At 66.0% G+C, this 22,185-nt stretch carries 23 protein-coding genes; 18 read left to right on the top strand and 5 right to left on the bottom strand.

Annotation, left to right across the window (positions count from 1 at the left end; all coding sequences use genetic code 11):
- Nucleotides 1-51: 51 nt before the first annotated feature.
- Nucleotides 52-615 carry an SRPBCC family protein gene (locus tag G513_RS20885; protein WP_033417091.1) on the bottom strand — a complete coding sequence of 188 codons (564 nt, stop codon included), beginning with the start codon at nt 613-615 and terminating at the stop codon, nt 52-54.
- Nucleotides 616-721: 106 nt separating this feature from the next.
- Here G513_RS20885 and G513_RS0101830 point away from each other — a divergent pair, with 106 nt between their 5' ends.
- The 3 genes from G513_RS0101830 (at nt 722) to hisI (ending at nt 3,015) form a co-directional block, all read left to right on the top strand.
- On the top strand, nt 722-1,579 hold the full coding sequence (locus G513_RS0101830) for a 6-carboxytetrahydropterin synthase (protein WP_022975125.1): 858 nt from the start codon (nt 722-724) through the stop codon (nt 1,577-1,579).
- Nucleotides 1,580-1,640: 61 nt separating this feature from the next.
- Complete coding sequence (locus G513_RS24600; protein ID WP_022975124.1) at nt 1,641-2,444, top strand: hypothetical protein; 804 nt, start codon at nt 1,641-1,643, stop codon at nt 2,442-2,444.
- Nucleotides 2,445-2,529: 85 nt separating this feature from the next.
- Nucleotides 2,530-3,015 carry a phosphoribosyl-AMP cyclohydrolase gene (hisI, locus tag G513_RS0101820; RefSeq protein ID WP_022975123.1) on the top strand — a complete coding sequence of 162 codons (486 nt, stop codon included), beginning with the start codon at nt 2,530-2,532 and terminating at the stop codon, nt 3,013-3,015.
- 75 nt (nt 3,016-3,090) lie between these two features.
- On the opposite strand, the gene G513_RS0101815 is transcribed toward hisI, so the two are convergent.
- A complete protein-coding gene (locus G513_RS0101815) occupies nt 3,091-4,128 on the bottom strand; it encodes a fatty acid desaturase (RefSeq protein WP_022975122.1) in 1,038 nt (345 codons plus the stop codon).
- Between the two features lie 84 nt (nt 4,129-4,212).
- Between G513_RS0101815 and G513_RS0101810 the strand changes: the two genes are divergently transcribed.
- The gene (locus G513_RS0101810; protein ID WP_051144335.1) at nt 4,213-5,253 is read left to right on the top strand and encodes an AraC family transcriptional regulator; all 1,041 of its coding nucleotides are present in this window, start codon (nt 4,213-4,215) and stop codon (nt 5,251-5,253) included.
- Between the two features lie 27 nt (nt 5,254-5,280).
- On the opposite strand, the gene G513_RS0101805 is transcribed toward G513_RS0101810, so the two are convergent.
- Together G513_RS0101805 and G513_RS20875 are read right to left on the bottom strand one after the other, a co-directional pair.
- On the bottom strand, nt 5,281-5,631 hold the full coding sequence (locus tag G513_RS0101805; protein WP_022975120.1) for a hypothetical protein: 351 nt from the start codon (nt 5,629-5,631) through the stop codon (nt 5,281-5,283).
- 18 nt (nt 5,632-5,649) lie between these two features.
- Complete coding sequence (locus tag G513_RS20875; RefSeq protein ID WP_022975119.1) at nt 5,650-5,958, bottom strand: hypothetical protein; 309 nt, start codon at nt 5,956-5,958, stop codon at nt 5,650-5,652.
- Between the two features lie 11 nt (nt 5,959-5,969).
- On the opposite strand from G513_RS20875, the gene G513_RS25280 reads away from it, so the two are divergent.
- On the top strand, nt 5,970-6,905 hold the full coding sequence (locus G513_RS25280; protein WP_022975118.1) for a DUF3293 domain-containing protein: 936 nt from the start codon (nt 5,970-5,972) through the stop codon (nt 6,903-6,905).
- Between the two features lies 1 nt (nt 6,906).
- Here the strand turns inward: G513_RS25280 and G513_RS0101790 are convergent, their stop codons facing one another.
- A complete protein-coding gene (locus G513_RS0101790; protein WP_022975117.1) occupies nt 6,907-7,374 on the bottom strand; it encodes an acyl-CoA thioesterase in 468 nt (155 codons plus the stop codon).
- Between the two features lie 131 nt (nt 7,375-7,505).
- On the opposite strand from G513_RS0101790, the gene G513_RS0101785 reads away from it, so the two are divergent.
- The 13 genes from G513_RS0101785 (at nt 7,506) to G513_RS0101725 (ending at nt 22,066) form a co-directional block, all read left to right on the top strand.
- Nucleotides 7,506-7,976, top strand: a complete 471-nt coding sequence (locus G513_RS0101785) for an SUF system Fe-S cluster assembly regulator (RefSeq protein ID WP_022975116.1) — start codon at nt 7,506-7,508, stop codon at nt 7,974-7,976.
- Nucleotides 7,977-8,041: 65 nt separating this feature from the next.
- Nucleotides 8,042-9,529 carry a Fe-S cluster assembly protein SufB gene (gene sufB, locus G513_RS0101780; protein WP_022975115.1) on the top strand — a complete coding sequence of 496 codons (1,488 nt, stop codon included), beginning with the start codon at nt 8,042-8,044 and terminating at the stop codon, nt 9,527-9,529.
- Nucleotides 9,522-9,839: a DUF2442 domain-containing protein gene (locus G513_RS0101775; RefSeq protein WP_211219590.1), complete on the top strand. Its 318-nt coding sequence runs from the start codon at nt 9,522-9,524 to the stop codon at nt 9,837-9,839. Before sufB ends, G513_RS0101775 begins: the two co-directional genes overlap by 8 nt.
- Nucleotides 9,832-10,575, top strand: a complete 744-nt coding sequence (gene sufC, locus G513_RS0101770; protein WP_022975113.1) for a Fe-S cluster assembly ATPase SufC — start codon at nt 9,832-9,834, stop codon at nt 10,573-10,575. Before G513_RS0101775 ends, sufC begins: the two co-directional genes overlap by 8 nt.
- A complete protein-coding gene (sufD, locus tag G513_RS20865; protein WP_022975112.1) occupies nt 10,576-11,811 on the top strand; it encodes a Fe-S cluster assembly protein SufD in 1,236 nt (411 codons plus the stop codon).
- On the top strand, nt 11,808-13,055 hold the full coding sequence (locus G513_RS0101760) for an aminotransferase class V-fold PLP-dependent enzyme (protein ID WP_022975111.1): 1,248 nt from the start codon (nt 11,808-11,810) through the stop codon (nt 13,053-13,055). The genes sufD and G513_RS0101760 overlap by 4 nt, the downstream gene beginning before the upstream one ends.
- A 116-nt stretch (nt 13,056-13,171) precedes the next feature.
- The gene (locus G513_RS24595) at nt 13,172-13,735 is read left to right on the top strand and encodes a GspH/FimT family pseudopilin (protein ID WP_022975110.1); all 564 of its coding nucleotides are present in this window, start codon (nt 13,172-13,174) and stop codon (nt 13,733-13,735) included.
- Between the two features lie 20 nt (nt 13,736-13,755).
- Nucleotides 13,756-14,283, top strand: coding sequence for a type IV pilus modification protein PilV (gene pilV / locus G513_RS24590; protein ID WP_022975109.1), 528 nt, complete (start codon nt 13,756-13,758; stop codon nt 14,281-14,283).
- The gene (locus G513_RS0101745; RefSeq protein ID WP_022975108.1) at nt 14,280-15,314 is read left to right on the top strand and encodes a PilW family protein; all 1,035 of its coding nucleotides are present in this window, start codon (nt 14,280-14,282) and stop codon (nt 15,312-15,314) included. Before pilV ends, G513_RS0101745 begins: the two co-directional genes overlap by 4 nt.
- Nucleotides 15,311-15,949, top strand: a complete 639-nt coding sequence (locus tag G513_RS0101740; RefSeq protein ID WP_022975107.1) for a PilX N-terminal domain-containing pilus assembly protein — start codon at nt 15,311-15,313, stop codon at nt 15,947-15,949. Before G513_RS0101745 ends, G513_RS0101740 begins: the two co-directional genes overlap by 4 nt.
- A complete protein-coding gene (locus G513_RS24585) occupies nt 15,946-21,102 on the top strand; it encodes a pilus assembly protein (RefSeq protein WP_022975106.1) in 5,157 nt (1,718 codons plus the stop codon). The genes G513_RS0101740 and G513_RS24585 overlap by 4 nt, the downstream gene beginning before the upstream one ends.
- The gene (locus G513_RS20845) at nt 21,099-21,575 is read left to right on the top strand and encodes a type IV pilin protein (protein ID WP_022975105.1); all 477 of its coding nucleotides are present in this window, start codon (nt 21,099-21,101) and stop codon (nt 21,573-21,575) included. Before G513_RS24585 ends, G513_RS20845 begins: the two co-directional genes overlap by 4 nt.
- Nucleotides 21,575-22,066: a type IV pilin protein gene (locus G513_RS0101725; protein ID WP_022975104.1), complete on the top strand. Its 492-nt coding sequence runs from the start codon at nt 21,575-21,577 to the stop codon at nt 22,064-22,066. Before G513_RS20845 ends, G513_RS0101725 begins: the two co-directional genes overlap by 1 nt.
- The last annotated feature ends 119 nt before the right edge of the window (nt 22,067-22,185 follow it).

Here is a 22,185-nt window from a genome sequence, read left to right as displayed (position 1 = left end):
TGAGAACGGCGAATCCTTGGAAGGCCGCGATTCTAAACCATCGCTCCTGCCCTACTTCGTGGCCGCTGCAGAGTCCGGCTTGCCGGTTTCGATCAGTTTCTGCAGGCGTTCCAGCTGCTCGCGGATGACCCCGTCGACCGGCGTCGCCCAACCGGCCAGACCGCCCGCGGCCTGACCGCTTACGACGTAGGTCTGGCTGAGGATGGTGCGCTCGCCATCGGCCTTCAGCTCCCAGCTCAGCACTGCGTTGACCGCCTCGGCCTGCAGCGGACCAAGGCCGCCGGTCAGTCGCAGCAGGTGATTCGGCGTGACCATCACGACATGCTGATGCTCGACGCTGCCGCCGTCGGCAAGGCGTTCGCAGAAACAGCCGCCGGCCCGCGCATCGAGGCTGAAGTTGGCCGCCTTGCCGGACCAGCTGTGCTCCTGGTTCCACCAGCGCGCGGGTTCGATCAGCGCTGCCCAGACCTTCGCCGGCGGCGCGGCGATGATCAGCCGGTTGCGGGCGAGGAAGCCCTGTTCGCTCGATTTGACCACCTCGGCAATGGCGCTCAGCGGCAGCAGCGAACTCAAGGCAAGCGACACGAAAATGGTCAAACGTGAAGAACAAGACATGGTTCGGCTCCGATACGGGGCCTGATTGTCCGGCCAGCAGATGACGCGGCGCTACACTGTGCGCCGCAAATCCCCCGAAAATCCCCAAGCATCCTCGCGTTCCGCCATGTCCCGCGTCCTGTCCAGCCTGTTCGTCGAACAACTCACCGTCATCGACTGCGCCTATCTCGATGCGCAGCGCGGCGTGGTTGGCGAAAGCTGGATCGTCGACATCGAACTGCGCGGCGAGCTGGACGCGCAGTCGATGGTGCTGGACTTCGGCGAGGTCAAGAAGGGCCTGAAGCGCGCGCTGGATGACAGCGCCGATCACACGCTGATCGTGCCGCGCCGCCACGCCGGGCTATCCGTGCATGAAGCCGGCGGCAGAGTCGATCTGGAATTCCGTGGCCCGGCGGCGGGCGCGATCGAGCACAGCTCGCCGGCGATCGCCGTGACCCTGCTCGATGCCGAAAGCGTGACCGCTGAGGCGCTGACCGCACATCTGAAGCCGGTGCTGGCGGCCGTGGTGCCGGCCAACGTCGCCGAACTGGTTCTGAACCTGCGCAGCGAAGCGATCAGCGGCCCGTACTACCACTACACGCACGGCCTGAAGAAGCATGCCGGCCATTGCCAGCGCATCGCCCACGGCCATCGCTCGCGGATCGAGATCCTGGTTGACGGCGTTCGCGATGCCGCACTCGAAGCCGAGCAGGCCGCGCGCTGGGCCGACATCTACCTCGGCACCCGCGAAGATCGGGTGTCGACGGCCAACGCCCGCCAGCGTTACGAGTACACCTCGGCCGAAGGCGCGTTCGCGATGGAACTGCCGGCCGAGCGCTGCGATCTGCTTGAAACCGACACCACGGTAGAATGCATTGCCGACCACCTCGCCGGCCTGGCTGCTGCTGCTCGGCCGGGCCGGGACATCGCCGTGCGCGCCTACGAAGGCGTGATGAAAGGGGCGATCGCCCGGCGTCTGCGCTGAGCGCGGGCGAAAGTCGGTTTTCGTTCAGCGGCAATTCAGATCGGCGGCGTACAGTTCGGCCATGAACAAGGCTCCCGTCAAAATCATCGTTCGTGTTCTGTCCCTGATCGGCATCGCTGCCACGATCGCAGCCTGCACGCCGCTCGAAACCTACGACGATGACTACGGCGGCCGCAGCCAGCGCGACGTGGTGGTGCGCTACGAATCCTACGGCTACCCCGATTCCTATTACGGCCCCGGCTATTACGGCGCCGGCTGGTACAACCCGGGCTGGTACGGCGGCTACTACTATGGCGGCGGCTACTACGACGGCCGGCCTTATTACGGCAACGGCCAGGGTTACTACCGCGGCCAGCGTTACTACCCGCCCGGCTACAACGGCCGCCGCGATGACGACCGCAACTGGGATCATGACGGCCGCGGTCGTGACCGCGATGGCAATGGTCGGCCGCGCAATTCCGAGCCGCCGATCTACGCCGACCCGAATCCGGGCCGCCCGCGGCCACGCGATCCGGATCGCGGCAACGGCTACGGTGGCGATCATCGTCCGCCGGTCGTTGCGCCGCCGCTGCCGCCGGGTCAGCGCGGTGATTCATCGGAACGCGACCAGGGCCGCGATCAGAATCGTCAGCCGCCGACGGTCCCTGGTCAGCGTCCTACGGCTCGAAACGATGGTCGCGACGGTCGCAACGACTACCGCAACGACCGGAACGACGCGCCGAGCCGTTACTCCGCGCCGCAGCGTCAACAGCCCGAACCGGCGCAGCGTCCGCCGATACAGGCGCCGACGCAGCGGGCGCCTCGGGACGATGACGACAACCGCGGCGGCGGCCGTCGCCCGCCCCGTGGTCCGGCGGCTTATTGATCTTCAAATGGCACTCGCGCCGGCTAGTTCAGCCGGCGCGTTTATAATCGCCGCCCGCCAGACCCGTTTGATCTGCTGAGCCGCCATGACTGCCGCCAATCAAGATGTCCGTTTCGAAGCCCGCCAGACCATCGAACAGGTCGAGGAAGGTCACGACCTCGCGCCGAAATTCGACGAACACGGCCTGATCGCCTGCGTGACCACGGCGGCGAATACCGGCGAAGTGCTGATGCTCGGCTACATGAACGCCGAAGCGCTGAAGCTGACGATCACCACCGGCGAAGCGCATTACTACAGCCGCTCGCGGAAGGTGCTGTGGCACAAGGGCGCGACCTCTGGCCTGGTGCAGAAGGTGGTCGAGATGCGTATCGACGACGATCAGGATGCGGTCTGGCTGCGGGTCGAAATTCCCGGCGATGCCAGCTGCCACGTCGGCTACCGCTCCTGCTTCTATCGCTCGATCCCGACCGGCGAAGGTGACTTCTCTCGCGTGCTGAAGTTCGAAGAGAGCGAAAAGATGTTCGACCCGAAGGCCGTCTACGGCGACGCGCCGAATCCAACGATCCTCTAGTCGTCTTCAGCAACAAGAAAAAGCCCGAGGGCGGAAGATCCGCCCTCGGGCTTTTTCGTGGCCGACGCCTCGCGATCAGGCTTTGGCTTGGGTCCAGCGATTGGCTCGCCCGAAGGTGCCGACATCATTGAAACGCACGCCCATCTCGCGCATCACCTTGTGGGCCACCGGCGCGCTCATCTGGCGGATGTAGAACGGTTCCTTGACCACGAAATGATGGATCGCATGGGTAGAGCCGAAGTTGAAGCAGAACAGATGGAACGGCGTCATCCACCAGGCGTTCAGCACCTGGCACTGCTGCAGCTCGTTGCCGGGCTCGACGTCACCGAAGTAATGCATGTTCGAGCTGACGAAGTGCAGGCTGAAGCTGCGCAGCACGTTCGGCGCGATCCAGGTCACGGTGAGGAAGTTGATCACCTGCATAGCAGTCAGGATCCACGACCACCAGACGATCTCGGTACCGGCCAGCTGCGCAGCGCCATTGATCGCGTGGAAGCCCAGAAAGTTGTACCAGATGCCGATCTGCAGCCAGCCAAGCGGGAAATAGCCAGCCGCCGCGCTCAGGAACAGCTTGGCGCGCTTGTGCGCCGGCACCTTGCCCATGCGCAGCGCCACCGACAGCACGTTGTCGCCGGTCATCAGCAGGCGCTTGATGCCCCAGCGCTCGCCATTGGTGATCGCGCGCTCTTCGAGATCGTTCTGCTGGCCCGAGAACTTGTGATGGTTGAAATGCAGCGTGCGCCGCGCCCAGGGGTTGATCGTCGTCGGCCGTGCCAGCCAGACCAGCGCCATCATCGTGTGATGCGCCCAGGGGGTCTTTTTGAAGTACATCCAGTGGATGAGGTCGTGCTCCAGCTCATGCGTCAGTGAGGCGAAGATCGCGACCAGCGGAATGCACAGCCAGGCCGACAGCGCGCCCTCGTAGTACGCCCGGCCGCAGGCGATGATGCCGAGCCAGGAGATCGCGAGAATCGCCGCACCGATCGCGTTCTGATGCTTGAGGATCGGATGCGCCTCGCGCAGCCGCTGGCCTTCGGCAGTGACCACGGCCTTGATGTGCGCGGCCTTCTGCTCGTCGCTCATGCGGCTGGGGTCGATGACTGCTGTGCTCATGGTGAGTTTCCGGACGATCGCTGGATTACGATGCGATGCATTGTTGTCCCGCCCCGCCACGCCCGCCTGATCGCCGACGCCACGATGTTGTCCGTGCACGACAAGCTGCCGATTCCAATAGTCAGGGCCACCACGGCGACCACGCTGACCAGCTGGGCCCGGGCGATCCGCAAGGCGCTCGATGCCGCCGGTGTCGACAGCGCGGCCCTGTTCGCCGAAGCCGGGCTCGATATCGCCGCACTCGCCGATGCCCAGGCGCGCTACCCGGTCACCCGGACCAACCGGCTCTGGCAGCTTGCGGTCGAGGCCACCGGCGATCCGGCCTTCGCGCTGACCGTGGCCCGCCAGTCCGGACTGCTGACCTTCCACGCGCTCGGCTATTCGCTGTCGGCCTCGGCGACCCTGCGCGAAGCCTTCGAGCGGCTGCTGCGCTATTTCCGCGTGGTCAGCGATGGCGCCGAGCTGCGCTTTCGCTGCGACGGCGCGCAGTGCATCTACGAGATCGCGCCGACCGCTGACGGCCATGCGCCGATTCCGGAAGCCGTCGATGCTTTCGCGTTCGTCGTCGTCCGTCTTTGCCGGGGTCTGTATGCACGCGATCACGCGCCGCTCGAAGTGCGGCTGCGCCGCGCACAACCGGCCAATCCAGACCCATGGCTGCGCGCGTTCAAAGCGCCGGTCGTGTTCGGCGCCGATCGCAACGAATTGATCTTCGACGCCGCCGCCTTCGATGTGCCGCTGGAAACCGCGAATCCGGAACTGGCGCGGCAGAACGATGAAGTGGCGGCACGCTATCTGGCGCGGTTCGGCAAATCATTGGTCCGCGAGCGCCTGCGCGCAGTACTGATTGAACAATTGCCGCGTGGCGAGCCCAGCCAGGATCGCGCCGCCGAAGCACTGCACCTGTCCAGCCGCAGCCTTCAGCGGCGATTAGCCGACGAAGGCACAAGCTACAAGACCGTGCTCGACGATGCGCGCCGCGAACTGGCGCTGTCCTATCTGCGCGAAGCGCGGCATTCGATCAGCGAGATCACGTACCTGCTCGGCTACTCGGATACGTCCAGCTTCACCCACGCCTTTCAGCGCTGGACCGGCGTTGCGCCGAGTCGCTGGAAGCCGGGCTAAAAGCTGGATCGTTGCTTGAATCGCGGATTAGATTTCGCCGCGAAACTCGGCAATAACCTCGATTACGCCGACGATGTTTTCGTTGAACTGTTCAAGCTCGTCAGCAGGAATCCACCACTCGGTGTGGTGCGCGGCACCCACATTCTGAATCTCGTAACGCTTCATAAAGTCGGCGCGAACCAGAAACCGGGTGACATAACCAACGCCGCTATCTTTAACGTTCCAGCGGCTCGCGATCTCTACCGCATATTGCTCGTTGGTCACGGGATAGAAGATCGGCTGTTCTGGAAGGCGTGGTGGCCAGCGCAGATAACCACTCTCCTTAACAAGTTCTAACTCGGCTGGGCCGGTAGGACGGTAGAGCGTGAGGGTTTCCATCAATGCGAGTCCATAGGTTCAACGCTTCTTCGCTTTCTGCCCGGTCATCTTCCTCAGCAGACCCAGCCCCGGCACCAGTTCGCTGACCACCTTCGGCTTGCTGATGCCGGCACGGACCAGGGTCATCGCGAATGCGCGGACGATGCGGTCGCGGTTCTTGAACACGCTGTCGACCATCGGGATCGCGCGGTCGTTCATCATCGTCACGGTGTCGTCCGGCTCGTCGCCGAAGCGGTAGCGCAGGGTCAGCTTCACTTCCAGCGGCTCGTTGCGGCGACGGCGGCGCGGCTTGGCGTCTACGCTATCGGGGTCTTCTTTCTTGCCCACGTTCCGTCTCCATGACTGCTGCTAAAACGCTGCCCGCCCCACTACCAAACCACCTTCTGGTATTCGCCCACGGCAAGGAAAGCGGTCCCTGGGGCATCAAGATCAGCCAGCTGGCCAAGGTTGCCGAGGCCTGCGGCTACATGGTGATCTCGCCAGATTATAGACAGACGATGGACCCGGACCGCCGGGTCGAGCAGCTACTCGAACTGGCGCCGAAAGCGCGCGGCGCGCTGGTGCTGGCTGGCTCCAGCATGGGCGGCTATGTGTCGGCGATGGCGGCCGGCGGCCTGGAGCCGGACGGCCTGTTCCTGATCGCTCCGGCGCTGTACTTCCCCGGCTACGACCGCGAACCGCCACCACCGCCGGCGCTGACCCGCGTCGTTCACGGCTGGGACGACGACGTGGTGTCACCGGAAGCGGCGCTGCGCTTTGCCCATACGCACAAGGCGCAGCTGACCATGCTCAACGGCGATCACACGCTGAACGCGCGCATTCCCGAACTTTCGGCCGTGCTGCGCGAGCTGCTCGAAGTCGCCAAGCTGCACGCCGCGTATCGCCTGGCCCGCTATGTGGTCAGCACGCCGGCGGGCCCGGTCGAAGTGCGCATCGGCGAGGTCGATGCGGCGACCGAAAGGCTGCTCGCCGCCCGCTGCGACATCGATTCGAATTGGGCGATCGTCACCGCCTGCAACCCGCTCGGCGAAATCGCCGGGGACGAAGACAACGCGCAAGCGATGGCCGAGTTGCAGGGCCGGCTCGATGCGGCCGGCGTCCGCAGGTTGCCGAGCGTGGCGCTGGATCCTGAAGGCGTCTGGCCGGCCGAAGTCGGCGTGCTGCTCTGCGATCCGCAACCCGGTTTCGCCGAAGCGCTGGGCCGCGAGTTCCGCCAGAACGCGATCGTCCGCGCCGTGCTCGGTGCGCCGCCGGAACTGCGCTGGCTGCGCTGAATCAGGCGGGCGTGCTGCCGTCGCCGACGGCCTTGTAGACCGCCAGAAACTCCGGCGGCTGACGACGCGGCCGGCCACGTTTCATGTCGACGCAGACCCACAAAGTGCGCGCGCGCATCACCGTCTTGCCGTCGGATGGCCGGATGATCTGGTAGCCGCGCCACATGGTGATGCGCTGATCGTTGTCGATGATCCAGGTGCCGAGCAGCAGCTCGTCGCTGGCAAAGCTTGGCGCCAGATAGTCGAGTTCGTGACGGCGGGCGACGCAGCCGGCATCGAGCGCGCGATAGCGCTCCATGTTCATGCCCAGCGCATGCGAATGGCTCCAGGCCACTCGTTCCAGCCAGCCGAGATAGACGACGTTGTTGGTATGGCCCATCTCGTCGGTATCGGCCGGCTGCACGGTTACCGGCAGCTGGTGCACGTGCTCGGGGGCGATGTCCCATTCTTTGGCCCAGGTCTCGCTCATTCGTTCTTGTCGTAAGTCGGTGATCGGCCATTCATTGTCGCGCAGGTGGACGCGGAAAAAACGACGCGGCCGTGGCTGATATAATCCGCACCAGTTCGGTCCCCTATCGGGCCAACATCGGATTCCGCCCCATGCTCAAGATCGCCAAGCTCACCGATTACGGCACGCTCGTGATGACCACGCTGGCGCTGGAACCGGCCGCCTGCCTGAACGCGCAGGAGCTGGCGGCGCGCTCGCACGTGGCGGCGCCGACCGTCGCCAAGCTGCTGAAGTTGCTGGTCAAGGGCGGGCTGGTGGCGTCGACGCGCGGTACCCACGGCGGATACCGCCTCGCCCGCGGCGCCGAAACGATCACTGTGGCCGATGTCGTCTCCGCACTCGAAGGGCCGATCGCTATTACCGCCTGTGCGCAGCACGGCGGCGGCTGCACGATCGAAGGCAGCTGCACCTCGCGCTCGAACTGGCGTCTGATCGACGAGGCCGTGCGTCAGGCCCTGTCCGCCGTCACCCTGGCGCAGATGGCCGCGCCGCGTGCCCAGATCCATAGCGCGCGCCTGCACGGCAAGACCGTGCCCTTGCATGCCGTCGCCGCCCGCGAGTGAAACGCCGCGAATGAATAGCCACGAATGAACCGACTTTCGAATTGAACCAGGGACCAGCAACCACCATGGCAGCCAACCCCCAGACCAGCGCCGCAGCAAACGTCCGCGATGTGACCGCGATGGTCACCAGCCGAAAGCTCTATAGCGCTGGTTTCATCACCGACATCGAGGCCGACAAGGTCCCGCCCGGTCTTTCCGAGGACGTGATCCGTCTGATCTCGGCGAAGAAGGACGAGCCCGAGTGGCTGCTGAACTTCCGTCTCAAGGCCTATCGCCGCTGGCTGACGATGACCGAGCCGGAGTGGGCGCATGTCGACTATCAGAAGGTCGACTACCAGTCGATTTCCTACTACTCGCAGCCGAAGTCGATGAAGGACGGCCCGCAGACCTTGGCCGATGTCGACCCGAAGTTGCTCGAGACCTACAAGAAGCTCGGCATTCCGCTGCGCGAGCAGGAAATGCTTGCCGGCGTGCAGAACGTCGCCGTCGACGTGGTGTTCGATTCGGTGTCGGTCGGCACCACCTTCAAGAAGAAGCTGCTCGAAGCCGGCGTGATCTTCTGCCCGCTGTCGGAAGCGGTGAAGAGCCATCCGGAACTGGTCAAGAAGTATCTCGGCTCGGTGGTGCCATTCGCCGACAACTTCTTCGCCGCGCTGAACACTGCCGTGTTCACCGAAGGCTCGTTCGTGTTCATCCCGAAGGGCGTGCGCTGCCCGATGGAACTGAGCACCTATTTCCGCATCAACGAACGCAACACCGGCCAGTTCGAGCGCACCCTGATCATCGCCGAGGAAGGCTCGCATGTGAGCTACCTCGAAGGCTGCACCGCGCCGCAGCGCGACGAGAACCAGCTGCACGCCGCGGTCGTCGAACTGGTGGCGCTCGACGATGCAGAGATCAAGTACTCGACGGTGCAGAACTGGTATCCCGGCGACGAAGACGGCAAGGGCGGCATCTACAACTTCGTGACCAAGCGCGGCGACTGCCGTGGCGCGCGCTCGAAGATCAGCTGGACCCAGGTCGAAACCGGCTCGGCGATCACCTGGAAATACCCGAGCTGCATTCTTCGCGGCGATGACTCGGTTGGCGAGTTCTATTCGGTGGCGCTGACCAATCATCGGCAGCAGGCCGATACCGGCACCAAGATGATCCACATCGGCAAGCGCACCAAGTCGACGATCGTCTCGAAAGGCATCGCTGCCGGCCGCGGCCAGCAGAGCTATCGCGGTCTGGTCCGCATCCTCGAATCGGCCGAAGGCGCGCGCAACTACACCCAGTGCGATTCCCTGCTGATCGGCGATCAGTGCGGCGCCCACACCTTCCCGTACACCGAAGTGCGCAACCCGACCGCGACCCTGGAGCACGAAGCCACCACCTCCAAGATCGCCGACGACCAGCTGTTCTACTGCCGCGCCCGGGGCATCGGCGAGGAAGAAGCGGTCAGCATGATCGTCAACGGCTTCTGCAAGGACGTGTTCAAGGAACTACCGATGGAGTTCGCCGTCGAGGCGCAGAAGCTGCTCGCCGTATCACTCGAAGGGGCGGTTGGCTGACGCCATGCCGGAGATCAGCGAGGCCTGTCAGGCTGCCGATTACGTCCTGCAACTGACGTTCAGCGACGGACGTCGCGGCCGGATGGATTTCACAGCATTGATCGAGTCGGGTCTGCCTCCGGTCTTCGCAAGCCTGCTCGATCCGGCCGTGTTCGCCGAGTTCCGGCTGGAACACGGCACGCTGCACTGGCACGGCGATCTCGATCTCGCCCCCGAATATCTGTATTTCCGCGCATTTGCGCATGAGCCCAGCCTGCAGCGGCAGTTCGCCGACTGGGGCTATCTGGAGCAGCAAACTGTCCATGCTTGAAATCAACAACCTCCACGCCCGCGTCGAAGAGAAGGAAATCCTCAAGGGGCTCAACCTGTCGATCAAACCCGGCGAAGTGCACGCGATCATGGGCCCGAACGGCTCCGGCAAATCGACGCTGTCGAACGTCATTGCCGGCCGTGAAGGCTACGAAGTCACCGAAGGCACCGTGCTCTTCGACGGCAAGAATCTGCTCGATCTGGACCCGGAAGTTCGTGCCTGCGAAGGCATCTTTCTCGGCTTCCAGTATCCGGTCGAGATTCCCGGCGTCAGCAACATGACCTTGCTCAAGGCGGCGATCAATGCGCGCCGCAAGCACCAGGGCGAAGCCGAGATCGCGCCGAACGATTTCCTCAGCTGGGTGCGCGATCGCGCCAAGCTGGTGAAGATCGATCCGAAGATGTTGTCGCGCGGCGTCAACGAAGGCTTCTCCGGTGGCGAGAAGAAGCGCAACGAGATCCTCCAGATGCTGGTGCTGCAGCCGCGCTTGATGATCCTCGACGAAACCGATTCCGGCCTCGATATCGACGCGCTGAAGGTCGTTTCCGACGGCATCAACGCGCTGCGTGGCCCGGAACGCGCGACTGTGCTGGTGACCCATTACCAGCGCCTGCTCGACTACGTGCAGCCGGATTACGTGCACGTGCTGGCGCGCGGCCGCATCGTCAAGAGCGGCGGCCCGGAGCTGGCCAAGGAACTCGAAGAGAAAGGCTACGGCTGGCTGGAGGCTGCGTAAGTGTCAGCCCAGCCCCATGAACTGGCGACCTATAGCGCGCAGTTCGAGCGCTACGCCAACGCCCTGACCGCCGCCGAACGCGCGCCGCGCAGCGTGCAGTTTTCGCGCTTCCTGGCCTCCGGCTTTCCGGACAAGCATCAGGAAGACTGGCGCTACAGCGATCTGAGCGCGCTCAACGAACGCAACTACGAACCGGACGTCACGACTGCCGATGTCTCGCCGATCGCGTTGCTGCCGGACGCCGATGCGCTGGTCTACATCAACGGCCATCTGCAGGATGCGCCGAGCACCTCGCGCTGGCACAGCGATACCTGCGAACTGCCGCCGCCGGCCACCGGCGTCGATGCGCTGAATGCGGCATTCGCCTCTGGCGGCCTGCGTCTTCGCCTCGATCGCGACACCAAGCTCGAGAAGCCATTGCAGGTGCTGTTCATCAGCCGCGCCGAAGCGCAGGCATCGATGAGCCATCAGCGCCATCGCATCGAACTCGGCGATCAGGCCGAAGCGACCGTGCTGCTCGATTTCAGCGGTGATGGCGGCGAGCGGCTGGCCACGCATTTCTTCGACGTGCGTTTGGGTCGCGGCGCCAAGCTGACGCTGTATCGCATCCAGAATGAAACCGTGGGCGGCACCCTGGTGACGCGGATCGACGTCAAGCTGTCGCGCGATGCGAAGTTCGAAGCGCTGACCGTCGACCTCGGCGGCGGCTTCATCCGTCACGATCTCGATGTCGTGCTTGCCGAGTCCGGTGCCGAAACCATCGTCGCCGGCCTGTACGCGCAGGCGAAGAATTCACACATCGACAACCACGTGCGTGCCGTGCACGCAGCACCGCATTGCACCAGCCGGATGACCTATCGCGGTCTGGTCGACGAAAAGACCAAGGCGGTGTTCAACGGCAAGGTCGTGGTTCAGCCAGGCGCACAGAAGACCGATTCCGAGCAGCGCATCGCCAACCTGCTGCTCAGCCGCAAGGCCGAGGTCAACGCCAAGCCGGATCTGGAGATCTACGCCGACGACGTCAAGTGCGCGCATGGCGCGACAGTCGGCCAGCTTGATGAAGTGGCTCTCGCCTATCTGCGCAGCCGCGGCATCGCCAAGGACGTGGCCCGAGCCATGCTGCTGCGCGCGTTCGCGCTGGAAATCCTCGATCGCATCGAATGGCCGGCACTGCGCACGCGCATCGAATCGGCGCTGCATCTGCCGTCCGAACTGACCGTGGACTTCGAGGCATGAACGCGCCCGTGACCGGCCAGCCTGCGCTGGCTTTCGATATCGATGCGATCCGCGCCCAGTTTCCGATCCTGTCGGAGCCGGTGCGTGGCGGCCGCCTCGCTTATCTCGACAACGCGGCGACGACGCAGAAGCCGGAAAGCGTGCTGGCAGCGATCGACGATTACTACCGGCACAAGAATTCCAACGTGCACCGCGCCGTGCACGATCTCGCCGAACGCGCGACCACCGCCTACGAAGGCGCGCGTGATCGCATCGCGCAATGGTTCAACGTCGCCCGCGAGGAAATCGTCTTCACCCGTGGCACCACGGAAGCGATCAACCTGGTCGCCTACAGCTTCCTGCGCCCGCGTCTGCAAGCCGGCGACGAGATCCTGCTGACCGGCATGGAGCACCACTCGAACATCGTGCCCTGGCAGCTGGTGGCCAAGGAAAAGGGCGCGAAGATCGTCGCTGCGCCGGTGCTCGATGACGGCTCGCTCGACTTCGAAGGCTGGACGGCGCTGCTCAACGAGCGGACCAAGTTCATCGCCGTGGTCCATGTCTCGAACTCGCTCGGCACGGTCAATCCAATCGAGCAGATGATCGCGGCGGCCAAGGCGCGCGGCATTCCGGTGCTGGTCGATGGTGCGCAGTCGGTCGCTCACATCGCGATCGACTTCCCGGCCCTGGGTGCCGACTTCTTCACCTGCTCGGCGCACAAGGCCTACGGCCCGACCGGCTTCGGCTGCCTGGTCGCCAAACGCGAGCACCTCGACGCGATGCCGCCCTGGCACGGCGGTGGCGACATGATCCGCACCGTCAGCTTCGAGGAAAGCACCTGGAACGAAGCGCCGTATCGCTTCGAAGCCGGCACGCCGGACATGGCAGGCGCAGTTGGCTTTGCCGCGGCGCTGGACTGGATCGCCTCGGTCGGTCTCGAAGCCATTGCTGCCCACGAACATGCCTTGCTGCTCGAAGGCACGGCGCTGCTCGCTGAAATTCCCGGCTTGCGGATGATCGGCACCGCGAAGAACAAGGGCGGCGTGATGTCCTTCGTGATGACCGTCGGCCACGCGCAGGACATCGGCACCATCCTCGATCAGTACGGCGTCGCCGTGCGCACCGGCCATCACTGCACGATGCCGCTGATGGCGCGCTTCGGCGTGCCGGCAACGGTGCGAGCCTCGCTCGCGGTCTACAACAATCGCGAGGATCTGGAGCAGCTGGCCAAGGCTCTGCACAAGGCGAGCAGGCTGCTGGCCTGAGGCAGCGCCAGTAAATCTGTTCCGCAGGCGCGGCCGTTGATTGCGAGCCGCGCCCGGCTATGATTCGCGGTCGCGATCCGAATTGACGGATCGACCTGCCGGAATCCGCTCAGCCCATGCAATCAGCGGTTCACAACAAGGGTTTCACCTTGCTGGAACTGATGGTGGTGCTGACCGTGGTCGCGATCCTGGTCACCGTCGGCCTGCCCAGCTTCGGCGCGATGGCGCGCCAGAACTGCACGGTGACCAGCGCCAATACCCTGCTGACCGTGCTGCTCGCCGCGCGCAGCGAAGCGCTGAAGCGCGACCGTTCGGTGGCTTTGTGCAAGACCGTCGACGGTGTGACCTGCACAACGGCTGCGGCGATCGGCTGGGATCGCGGTTATCTGATGTATCTCGATGACAACGACAACGGCCGGCGCGATGCCGCCGAGCCCTTGCTGAAAGTCGAACTGCCGCTGTCGACCTGCGCGTCGATCAGCGGCGGCACCGCCGGCTACGTCAACTCGCTGGCCTACGATGGCCTTGGCCGCGCCTCGAAGCTCGGCAATTTCAAGGTCGTCGCCAAGAGCGATTCCTCGTACGAGCGGCGCGTGGTGATCAGCCCCGGCGGCCGGCCCCGCATCTGCAATCCGGCGCTGGTGCCGGGCAGCGGCGGCACTGCCTGTCCGATTCTGTGAAGCACGGCAGCCCAGGCGCCATGGCCGGCCTGACCCTGATCGAGGTCATGGTCGCCGTGCTGGTGCTGGCGATCGGCCTGCTCGGCATCGCCGGCCTGCAGTCGGCAGCGCTGGCCAACAACCTGATCTCCTACCAGTACACCCAGGCTTCGACCCTGGCCCAGGCGTTGATCGAACGGATGCGCGCCAATCGCCAGGCCGTGATCGCCGGCGATTACCTGCTGGCCGCCAATGCCTCGGCGCCGAGTGCCAGCGCCGACTGCGGTGCCAGCGGCGCACGCTGCTCGTCGCGCCAGCAGGCGCAGTGGGATCTGGCGATGCTCTACGCGCAGCTATCGGCCGATGCCAACATCACCAATCTGCAGAACGGGCCAAGGGCGATCCTGCCCGGCGGTCGGCTGTCGGTGAGCTGCGAAGCCGGCTGCGGCGACACCGCGCTGCGCATCGTCACCATCTACTGGGATGCCGCCCGCAGCGGCGCCACCGGCACCGATTGCAGCGACAGCCGCAGCCAGTTGCGCTGCCTGCGGCTCGGCTACCTGCCATGAACGCCAGCCGCCATTCGCGCGCAGCCGGCTTCTCGCTGGTCGAGCTGCTGGTGGCGCTGGCGCTGGGCGCGCTGGTGCTGGCCGGCGTGGCCAAGGTGTTCATCAACTCCAAGCAGGGCTACCGGGTGCAGGAAAGCGCCAGCCGCATGCAGGAGAACATCCGCATCGCTGTCGATTACTTCGGCCGCAACCTGCGTCTGGCCGATCTCTGGGGCGGCGTCGAGTCAGCCCAGGTCAGCCTGATCGGCGCGCCGGTCTACAACGGCCCGGGCGGCTGCGAAAACGCCTGGATACTCGATACCGCCAGCGGCGTGCGCGGCTATGCCGGCGGTGTGGCGGCCCCGGTCGGCCTGCCCGCCGGCTGCCTCAGCGACTACGTGTCCGGCAGCGATGTGCTGGCCGTGCGCTATGCCAATCCCGATGCCTATGTGTCGACTGCCCAGCTCGGCGCCAGCGGTGCCGCCAACGCGCTGAAGACCAACGGCAAGTACTACCTGCGCGCCAAGGTCGGCCAGCGGGCGGTGCTGTTCGACGTCACCAATGACGCGAACCGCCTGCGTGCGATCAGCGTCGACATCCCCGGCGTCGCCGAGGACGGCGTGCTCAGCTACCAGTACCAGACGCTGCTGTTCTACCTGCGCAATATCGATTTCGGCCGCGGCCCGGTGCCGACCCTGAACATGCTGCGCCTGCAGAGCGACAGCCTGCAGGCCGAGCAACTGGTCGACGGCATCGAGATGCTGACCTTCAGCTACGGCATCGACAGCGACGACGATGGCCAGGTCGACGCCTATCGCAATGCCGGCGAAGTCAGCAACTGGCAACAGGTGCAGAGCATCCGCGTCGCCTTCATCGCCCGTGGCGATGAGCTGGACCGCTACACCGACACGCAGCAGTACCCGATCGCCGCCGATCGCTGCTACGGCCCGGCCAGCTCGGCCTGCAGCTTGAAGTACGACGATGCGGCCGCGCGCTTCCAGCGGCGCCTGGTGGTCAAGGACATCCAGCTGCGCAACCGGGTGCGCGGATGAAGCCGCGTTCGCAGCCGAGCCGTGGCTATGCGCTGGTCACGGCGATCGTCTTCCTGGTGCTGCTGACTCTGGTCGCGCTGGCGGCGATCCGCGGCACCGGGCTGGAAGTGAAATCCGGCAGCAACAGCGCGCTGCGCGCCGAAGCTTTCGAAGCCTCGGAAACGGCGCGCACCCAAGTCGGCTCCCTGATCGAACGCCTGTGCCGCAACGGCGGCTGGCCGGCGGCTATCGGCGGTCAGGTACCGAATGCCGAGTTCACGGCGGCGCTGCCGGCCGGGATCACGATCAACAATCGCGATGGCGCCAACGGCCCGGACAACTGGTGCATCGAGCCGGACAGCGAACTGGTCTTCGACCCGCGAACCATGGATACCGATGCTGTCTACAGCCGCGATCTGCGCAGCACGCTCGGCGTGCAGATCAATGGCGAAGTCGCGGTGCGGCGCCTGTATACCAGCACGGGCAGCGGTGCCGGCCAGGCCCAGGCCGCCGGTTATTCCAGCGCCGGCATCGGAGTTGCCGGCGGCGGTGGCCAGACCTTCTTCTACGTCCGCAGCCGTGGCACGGAACGCGGCGACGGTGCCGAAGCAAGCACCGACACCGCCGCCGTCTATCGCTACGTGATCCGGCGATGAACAGACCGATGAGCCGGCTGGCGCGAGGTCTGCGAGTTGCGGCCTGGCTGACGGGCCTGATCGGCGCCGCCAGCTTGCCCGGCGCGATCGTCGCTCAGGACGGCGCCGTCAGCATGGCCAGCCTGTCCAACGAAACCGCCGCCAGCTACGTCGCCCAGCCGCTGACCTCGGGCACCAGCGCGGTACCGGTCGTGATGCTCGGCCTGTCCATCGACGAACAGCTTTACCGGCGCGCCTATGACGACGTCAGCGATCTCGACGGCGACGGCCTGCTCGATACCGGCTATCGCAACACGCTCGACTACCTCGGCTATTTCGATCCCGCGCTCTGCTACGCCTACGCCGGTGGACGCTACAAGGCTGCTGTCGCGGCCAGCGGCGAATCCCGCCACCAATGCCTCGCTGCCGCCGCCGGCAACTGGAGCGGCAACTTTCTGAACTGGCTGAGCATGAGTCGGCTCGATGTGTTGCGCGCAGCACTTTACGGCGGCCGCCGCAGCACCGACAGCTCGACCGTCACGGTGCTCGAACGCAGCTACGTGCCGGCCGATTTCCACGCCTGGGCGAAGTTCTACGACGGCGCCGACGCCAACCTCTACACGCCGTTCACGCAGGACGCCGGCGCGCCCGGCCTGTCGTTCTGCAATGTCAGTTTCGTCGCTGGTGGCGATGTTGATTCGGCGTCCTCTACCGCCGCGCCGCAGTTGCGCGTGGCACGCGGCAGCTTCCGGCTGTGGGCAGCAGCCGAGACGCGCGAATGCCTGTGGAACGAGGAATCCGGCTCGGCCGATCAGCCGACCCGTGCAGCGGCCAGCCTCGGCGAAGGCGAGTACCTGGTCCGTGCCGAAGTCTGCGATCCGGCAGCACCGGCAACGCAGCGCGAAGCTTTCTGCCGCCAGTATCCGAACGGCCTGAAGCCGGCCGGCCAGTTGCAGCGTTTTGGCGAGGACGGCCAGCTGCAGTTTGGTCTCTTGTCCGGCAGCTACGCGAAGCCGCGCTCCGGTGGCCAGTTGCGGCGCAATGCCGGGCCACTGGTCGGCAACGGCGATGGCAACTGCGCGGCCGGTGACGAGATCAATCTGGCTACCGGGCAGTTCTGCATCAGCGCCGATGGCGCGGCCGGCATCGTCAACACGGTCGATCGCCTGCGCATCGCGCGCTACCGCTCGACCGATGGCGACGCCGGTTACAGCGACTGCGATGGCAAGACGATCAATCGCGGCAGCAGCGGGCCGGTGCTCGACAACCCGGGCAGCGGCAGCAACACCTGCACCGGCTGGGGCAATCCGCTGGCCGAGATCTACGGAGAAATCCTCCGCTACATCGCCGGCGAACCGGCGCCGACCACCGCCTTCACCGGCGACGATGCCCGCAGCCTGCCCGGCCTGCCGACCGCCACCTGGCGCGATGCCTACGCCCACACCGAGCACTGCGCCGAATGCAGCGTGGTGATGCTGGCCAGCGGCAGCAACTCCTTCGACAGCGACGAGATCCCGCCGGTGGCGGCACTCGGTGGCGCGATCGCCGGCACGGCAACTGATGCCATCGGCAGCAACGAATCGCTGGCCGGTCCAGCGCTGCTCGGCCGCATCGGCCTGACGCCGCTCGGCAACAGCCCGACGACCAATGCCGACCGCTGCTCGGTGAAGACGCTCGGTGCCTTGTCGCAGGCGCGCGGCATCTGCCCCGCAGCACCGGCGCAGGAAGGCAGCTATCTGATCGCCGGCCTCGCGCATCGCGCCTGGACCGGCGATCTGCGCCCGGACAACGGCGCCGCTCCGGCCTCGGCTGGCCAGCAGCGGGCGCGCAACTACGGCCTGCAGTTCAGCGGCGCGCTGCCGGGCATACCGGTGTTGACGTCGGCTGGCCAGCTGATCATCACGCCGGCCTGCGAAGCCAATCCGCTGCCAACACCCACATTCGACGACAGCCAGTGGCATAGCTGCAGCTACGGCAGCATGACGCCGGGCGCGATCCGCAGTGCAGCCGGCCAGCAATACGGCCGCGCGCTCAGCGCCGATGGCCGCGCCGGCAGCTTCCTGATCGCCTGGAACGACGCCAGCTACGGCGGCAGCCAGCAGCGCGATCTGCTGCAGATGCTCAGCTGGTGCGTTGGCGCCGCTTGCGCGCAGGACCTGCAGGCGCCAGCTGGACCGGACATCTGCGCAGGTTCGGATTCGACTGCGCTGTGCACCGCCGAAGGCCAACTCGCCCGCAGCACCGGCGAGGACGAAGTGCTGGTACGTGTCGAGTTGATTGCAGGCCGTGATGCCGACACCGCGCTGCTCGGCTATACGATCTCCGGTGCCGTGACCGGCAACGGCGTGCAGCGACTGGTCCGCCGCCAGCGCGGCGACAACGGCAATCTTCTGGCCGCTGCTCATGCGCAGGATGCTAGCGAGCGCTGGTCCCGGCCGAAGGTTTCGAGCTACACGCCCGGCGCCGGTCCAGGCCGAGTCCTGGAATCACCCTTGTTCTACGCTGCTAAGTACGGCGGCTACGACTACCCGGCCGGCGCCGCAGCAGCGCTGCCATCGCCCGGCACCGGCGCAAGCACTTGCACGGATACCGCCTGGGATCATCTGAACAATGCCAGCGACGCCGGCGGTGCCGACTGCATTCCCGACAACTACTTCGCACTCGCCAATCCGGCACGGCTCAAGGACCGGCTTGGTGCGGTGTTCAACAGCATCCTCCGGCGCAGCGGCAGCGGTGGCGTGGCGGCGGTGTTGTCCGGCTCAGGCGCCGGCCCGGGCGCCGTCTACCAGACCAGCTACAACGTCAGCCGCAGCGACAGTGCCGGCCGCAAGCTGGTCTGGGTCGGCAACCTGCAGGCCCTGTTCGTCGACAGCGACGGCCGCCTGCGCGAGGACGGCAATGGCAACGCCCAGCTCGATGAAGCCGATTACTCGGCGGCTGGCGATCCGGTGGTCGAGCTTTACTACGACGCCGAACAGCGCCTGAGCCGCTTCCGCCGTTACTCGGCAAAACCGGGCAGCGCGCCGGACTCGTTCACGGTGATCGACGATCTGAGCACGCTGCGGACGATCTGGAACGCGCGGCGGGCCTTGTCGGCGGTCGGCGATGTCGCCACCCAGCGCGACTACTCGACGCCGGCATCCAGTGGCCGCTACCTGTTCACCTTCGTGGACTTCGATCTCGATGGCCGCGCCGAAGCCGGCGAACAACTGGCGCTGACCCCTGCCAACTTCGGCGCCGGCCGCTACGGCCTGCTCAATGTCGGCAGCGCGGCGGCGGCCGAGAAGCTGATCCGCTACACGCGCGGCGAAGAATTCCCCAGCTTGCGCAACCGCACGGTCGACGACGATGGCGACGGCCGGCCCGAAGTGCTACGCCTCGGCGACATCGTCAACTCGGTGCCGCTGACGGTGGCCGCACCCGCGGAATCCTATGACTTGATCTATGGCGACCGGACCTACGCCGAGTTCTTCAATCGCTATCGCGGCCGGCGCAATGTCGTCTATGTCGGCGCCAACGACGGTTTGCTGCACGCCTTCAACGCCGGCTTCTATCAGGCATCGACGAAGCGCTTCCTGACCACGCCGAGCGATAGCGGCGGTGTGACCGCGCACCCGCTCGGCAGCGAGCTGTGGGCCTATGCGCCGTTCAATCTGCTGCCGCAACTGGGCTGGCTGGCCGATCCCCGCTATGGCCATCTGTGGACGATGGACGGCTCACCGCGCGCTTTCGATGTTCGCGCGTTCGCCAACGATGCAACGCACCCGAATGGCTGGGGCACCTTGCTGGTGATCGGCATGCGGCTCGGTGGCGGGCCGGTGACGATTCCGAATGTCGATGCCGGCGGCAGCAACCGCGACGCCGTCAGCGATTTCGCCGTTGGCCTCGGCAGCAGCAGCACGCTGAGCACGCGCTCGGCGTTCGTGGTGCTCGACGTCACCGATCCGGAACAGCCGCCGGTACTGATCGCCGAGTACAGCGATCGCAACGGCCGGCTCGGCTACACCACCTCGAACCCGGCCGTCGCGGCATTCGCCCGGCGCAACGCCAGCAGCGCCGCACCGCCGGCCGAAGACCGCTGGTACCTGGTGTTCGGCAGCGGCCCGACCAGCCTGTCCAGCGCTACCAGCAACCAGGACGGCTTTCTGTTCGGCATCGATCTGAAGCGGCTGTTGCTGAGTTCGATCCCGGTGGCGGACACGCTGATCTACAACGGCCCCTACGATCTCGGCAACGGCCCCGCGTCCGGCGCGCCGCTGAGCCTGGTCGGCGATCCGGTGGCCGTCGACTGGGATCTGAATTTCCGCGCCGATGCCCTGTACTTCGGTACTGCCGGCGGCAGCACGGCAGCGCCGACCGGCAAGCTGTTCAAGCTCGATTTCAACCTGGCCGCCCTCGCCGACAGCGAAGGCAACGATCCTTCCGGCTGGCGCACGCCGGCGGTGCTGCTCGATACCCGGCGACCACTGCTGACGGCACCGTCGCTGACCCAGGATCGCAGCGGCCGCCGCTGGGTCTTGTCCGGCACCGGCCGCTTCCTGGCGCCGGGCGACAAGACCAGCAGTGCCGAGCAGGCGCTGTTCGGCTTGATCGACAACGCTCCGGCCAGCGCCAGCCCGGCGTTCGCGAATTTGGTCGACACCAGCAGCGCGGTGGTCACGCCGTCCGGCGCGGTGACCGGCGTCAGCGGTGTGAGCAGCGAGATCGAGCTGACCAGCACGGCCGCCGCCGCCGGTGGCTGGCGCTACATGCTGAGCACCTCGCCGACCACGGCAGCCGAACGCAACATCAGCCGCACGGCGCTGATCGATGGCCTGCTGTTCGCGAGCAGCTACACGCCATCGGCATCGCTGTGCTCGGGCGACGGAAACAGCCGCCTGTTCGGGTTCAACTATCTGACCGGTGCGCCGCGCGCGCAGCGGCCGGCCTTCGGTGTTCGCCGGGTCACCGTCAGCAATGCCGAGATCGACAGCAGCGCCGGCATCTTCGATCTCGGCCTCGGGCTCGGTTCGGCGCCGTCGCTGCATGTCGACGACCGCGATGGCAGCGGTCTGTCTGTGGTCACGGTCAACGTACAGACCTCGCGCGGCAGCGTGGTGCAGCAAGATGTGCGGGTGTCGGGCGGGGTTCGTTCCGGCGAGATCGATTGGCGACAGACGCATCGGAATCAATGAAATCCGTGAACTTCGGCCTACCGCGCGGCATGACCCTGATCGAACTGCTGATCGCGGTGGCGATCGTCGGCGTGCTGGCCGCGATCGCGTTGCCGGCCTACCAGTCCTATCGGCAGAAGTCGGTGCGTAATACCGGCGCTGCCTGCCTGATCGACGCCCAGCAGCGCATGGAAAGCCTCTTTGCCCGCACGGGCCGCTATCCGCCGATCGGCGCGAGCCTGACCGTGCTCGGCTACGCCGACGATCCGCAGCGCTGCGATGGCGACGATCTCTATCGCCTGAGCCTGGTCATGGCTCGCGATCCGGTCCGCTACACGCTGACCGCTACCGCCCGCGGCAGCCAGGCCGACGATGGCGATCTGCTGCTCGACGTCGATCCCGGCCAGGTCAATCCGGACGAGCATCTGCAGAAGCGTCATCGCCGCCAGGACGGCACCGTGCTGCCGGGCTGGGTCTTCAAGCCGGGGCATTGATGCGTTCCCGGACGCGCGAGCGAGGCTTCACGCTGATCGAGCTGATGATCGCGGTCGCGATCCTGGCGCTGCTGGCCACCCTCGCCCTGCCCGCCTACCGCGGCCACGTGCTGCGCACCCATCGCGCCGTCGCCCGCGCGGCGCTGGTCGATCTCGCGGCGAAGATGGAAGTGGAGGTGCTGAAAACCGGCGCCTATCCGGTCAACTTCAATTTTCATCTTGCCGGCGGCGACGTCGCGATGAATGATCTGAGCCGCTACGCGATCACCGCCAGCGGCGAGGTGCAGGCGGCGCGCGATGACCGCAGCCTGTACGAGATCAGTCTCGAAACCAGCGATGCCGCAGCCACCGTGCGCCGCTTCAAACTGGTCGCCACCGCCGTCAACGGCCAGGCCGGGGATGCCGCCTGTGCCAGCCTGAGCATCGACTCGGCCGGCAGGCGCCTGCCCGTTGCCGGCAGTGCTGCCGGGGGCGATTGCTGGACGCGCTGAACGCTGCAACCATTGCCTGTACGCCCTTCATCCGCGCGCCGGGGCCGCTGGTCCGGCGGGGCGGCACCGCAATTCCGGTGCGACGGGAATCAGGCTAACGTCCGACGACTTTCCGCTGC

Source organism: Nevskia ramosa DSM 11499 (assembly GCF_000420645.1).
Taxonomy (GTDB): domain Bacteria; phylum Pseudomonadota; class Gammaproteobacteria; order Nevskiales; family Nevskiaceae; genus Nevskia; species Nevskia ramosa.
The sequence above is the reverse complement of the archived record's forward strand: the minus strand, read 5'-3'. Positions and strand labels throughout refer to the sequence as shown.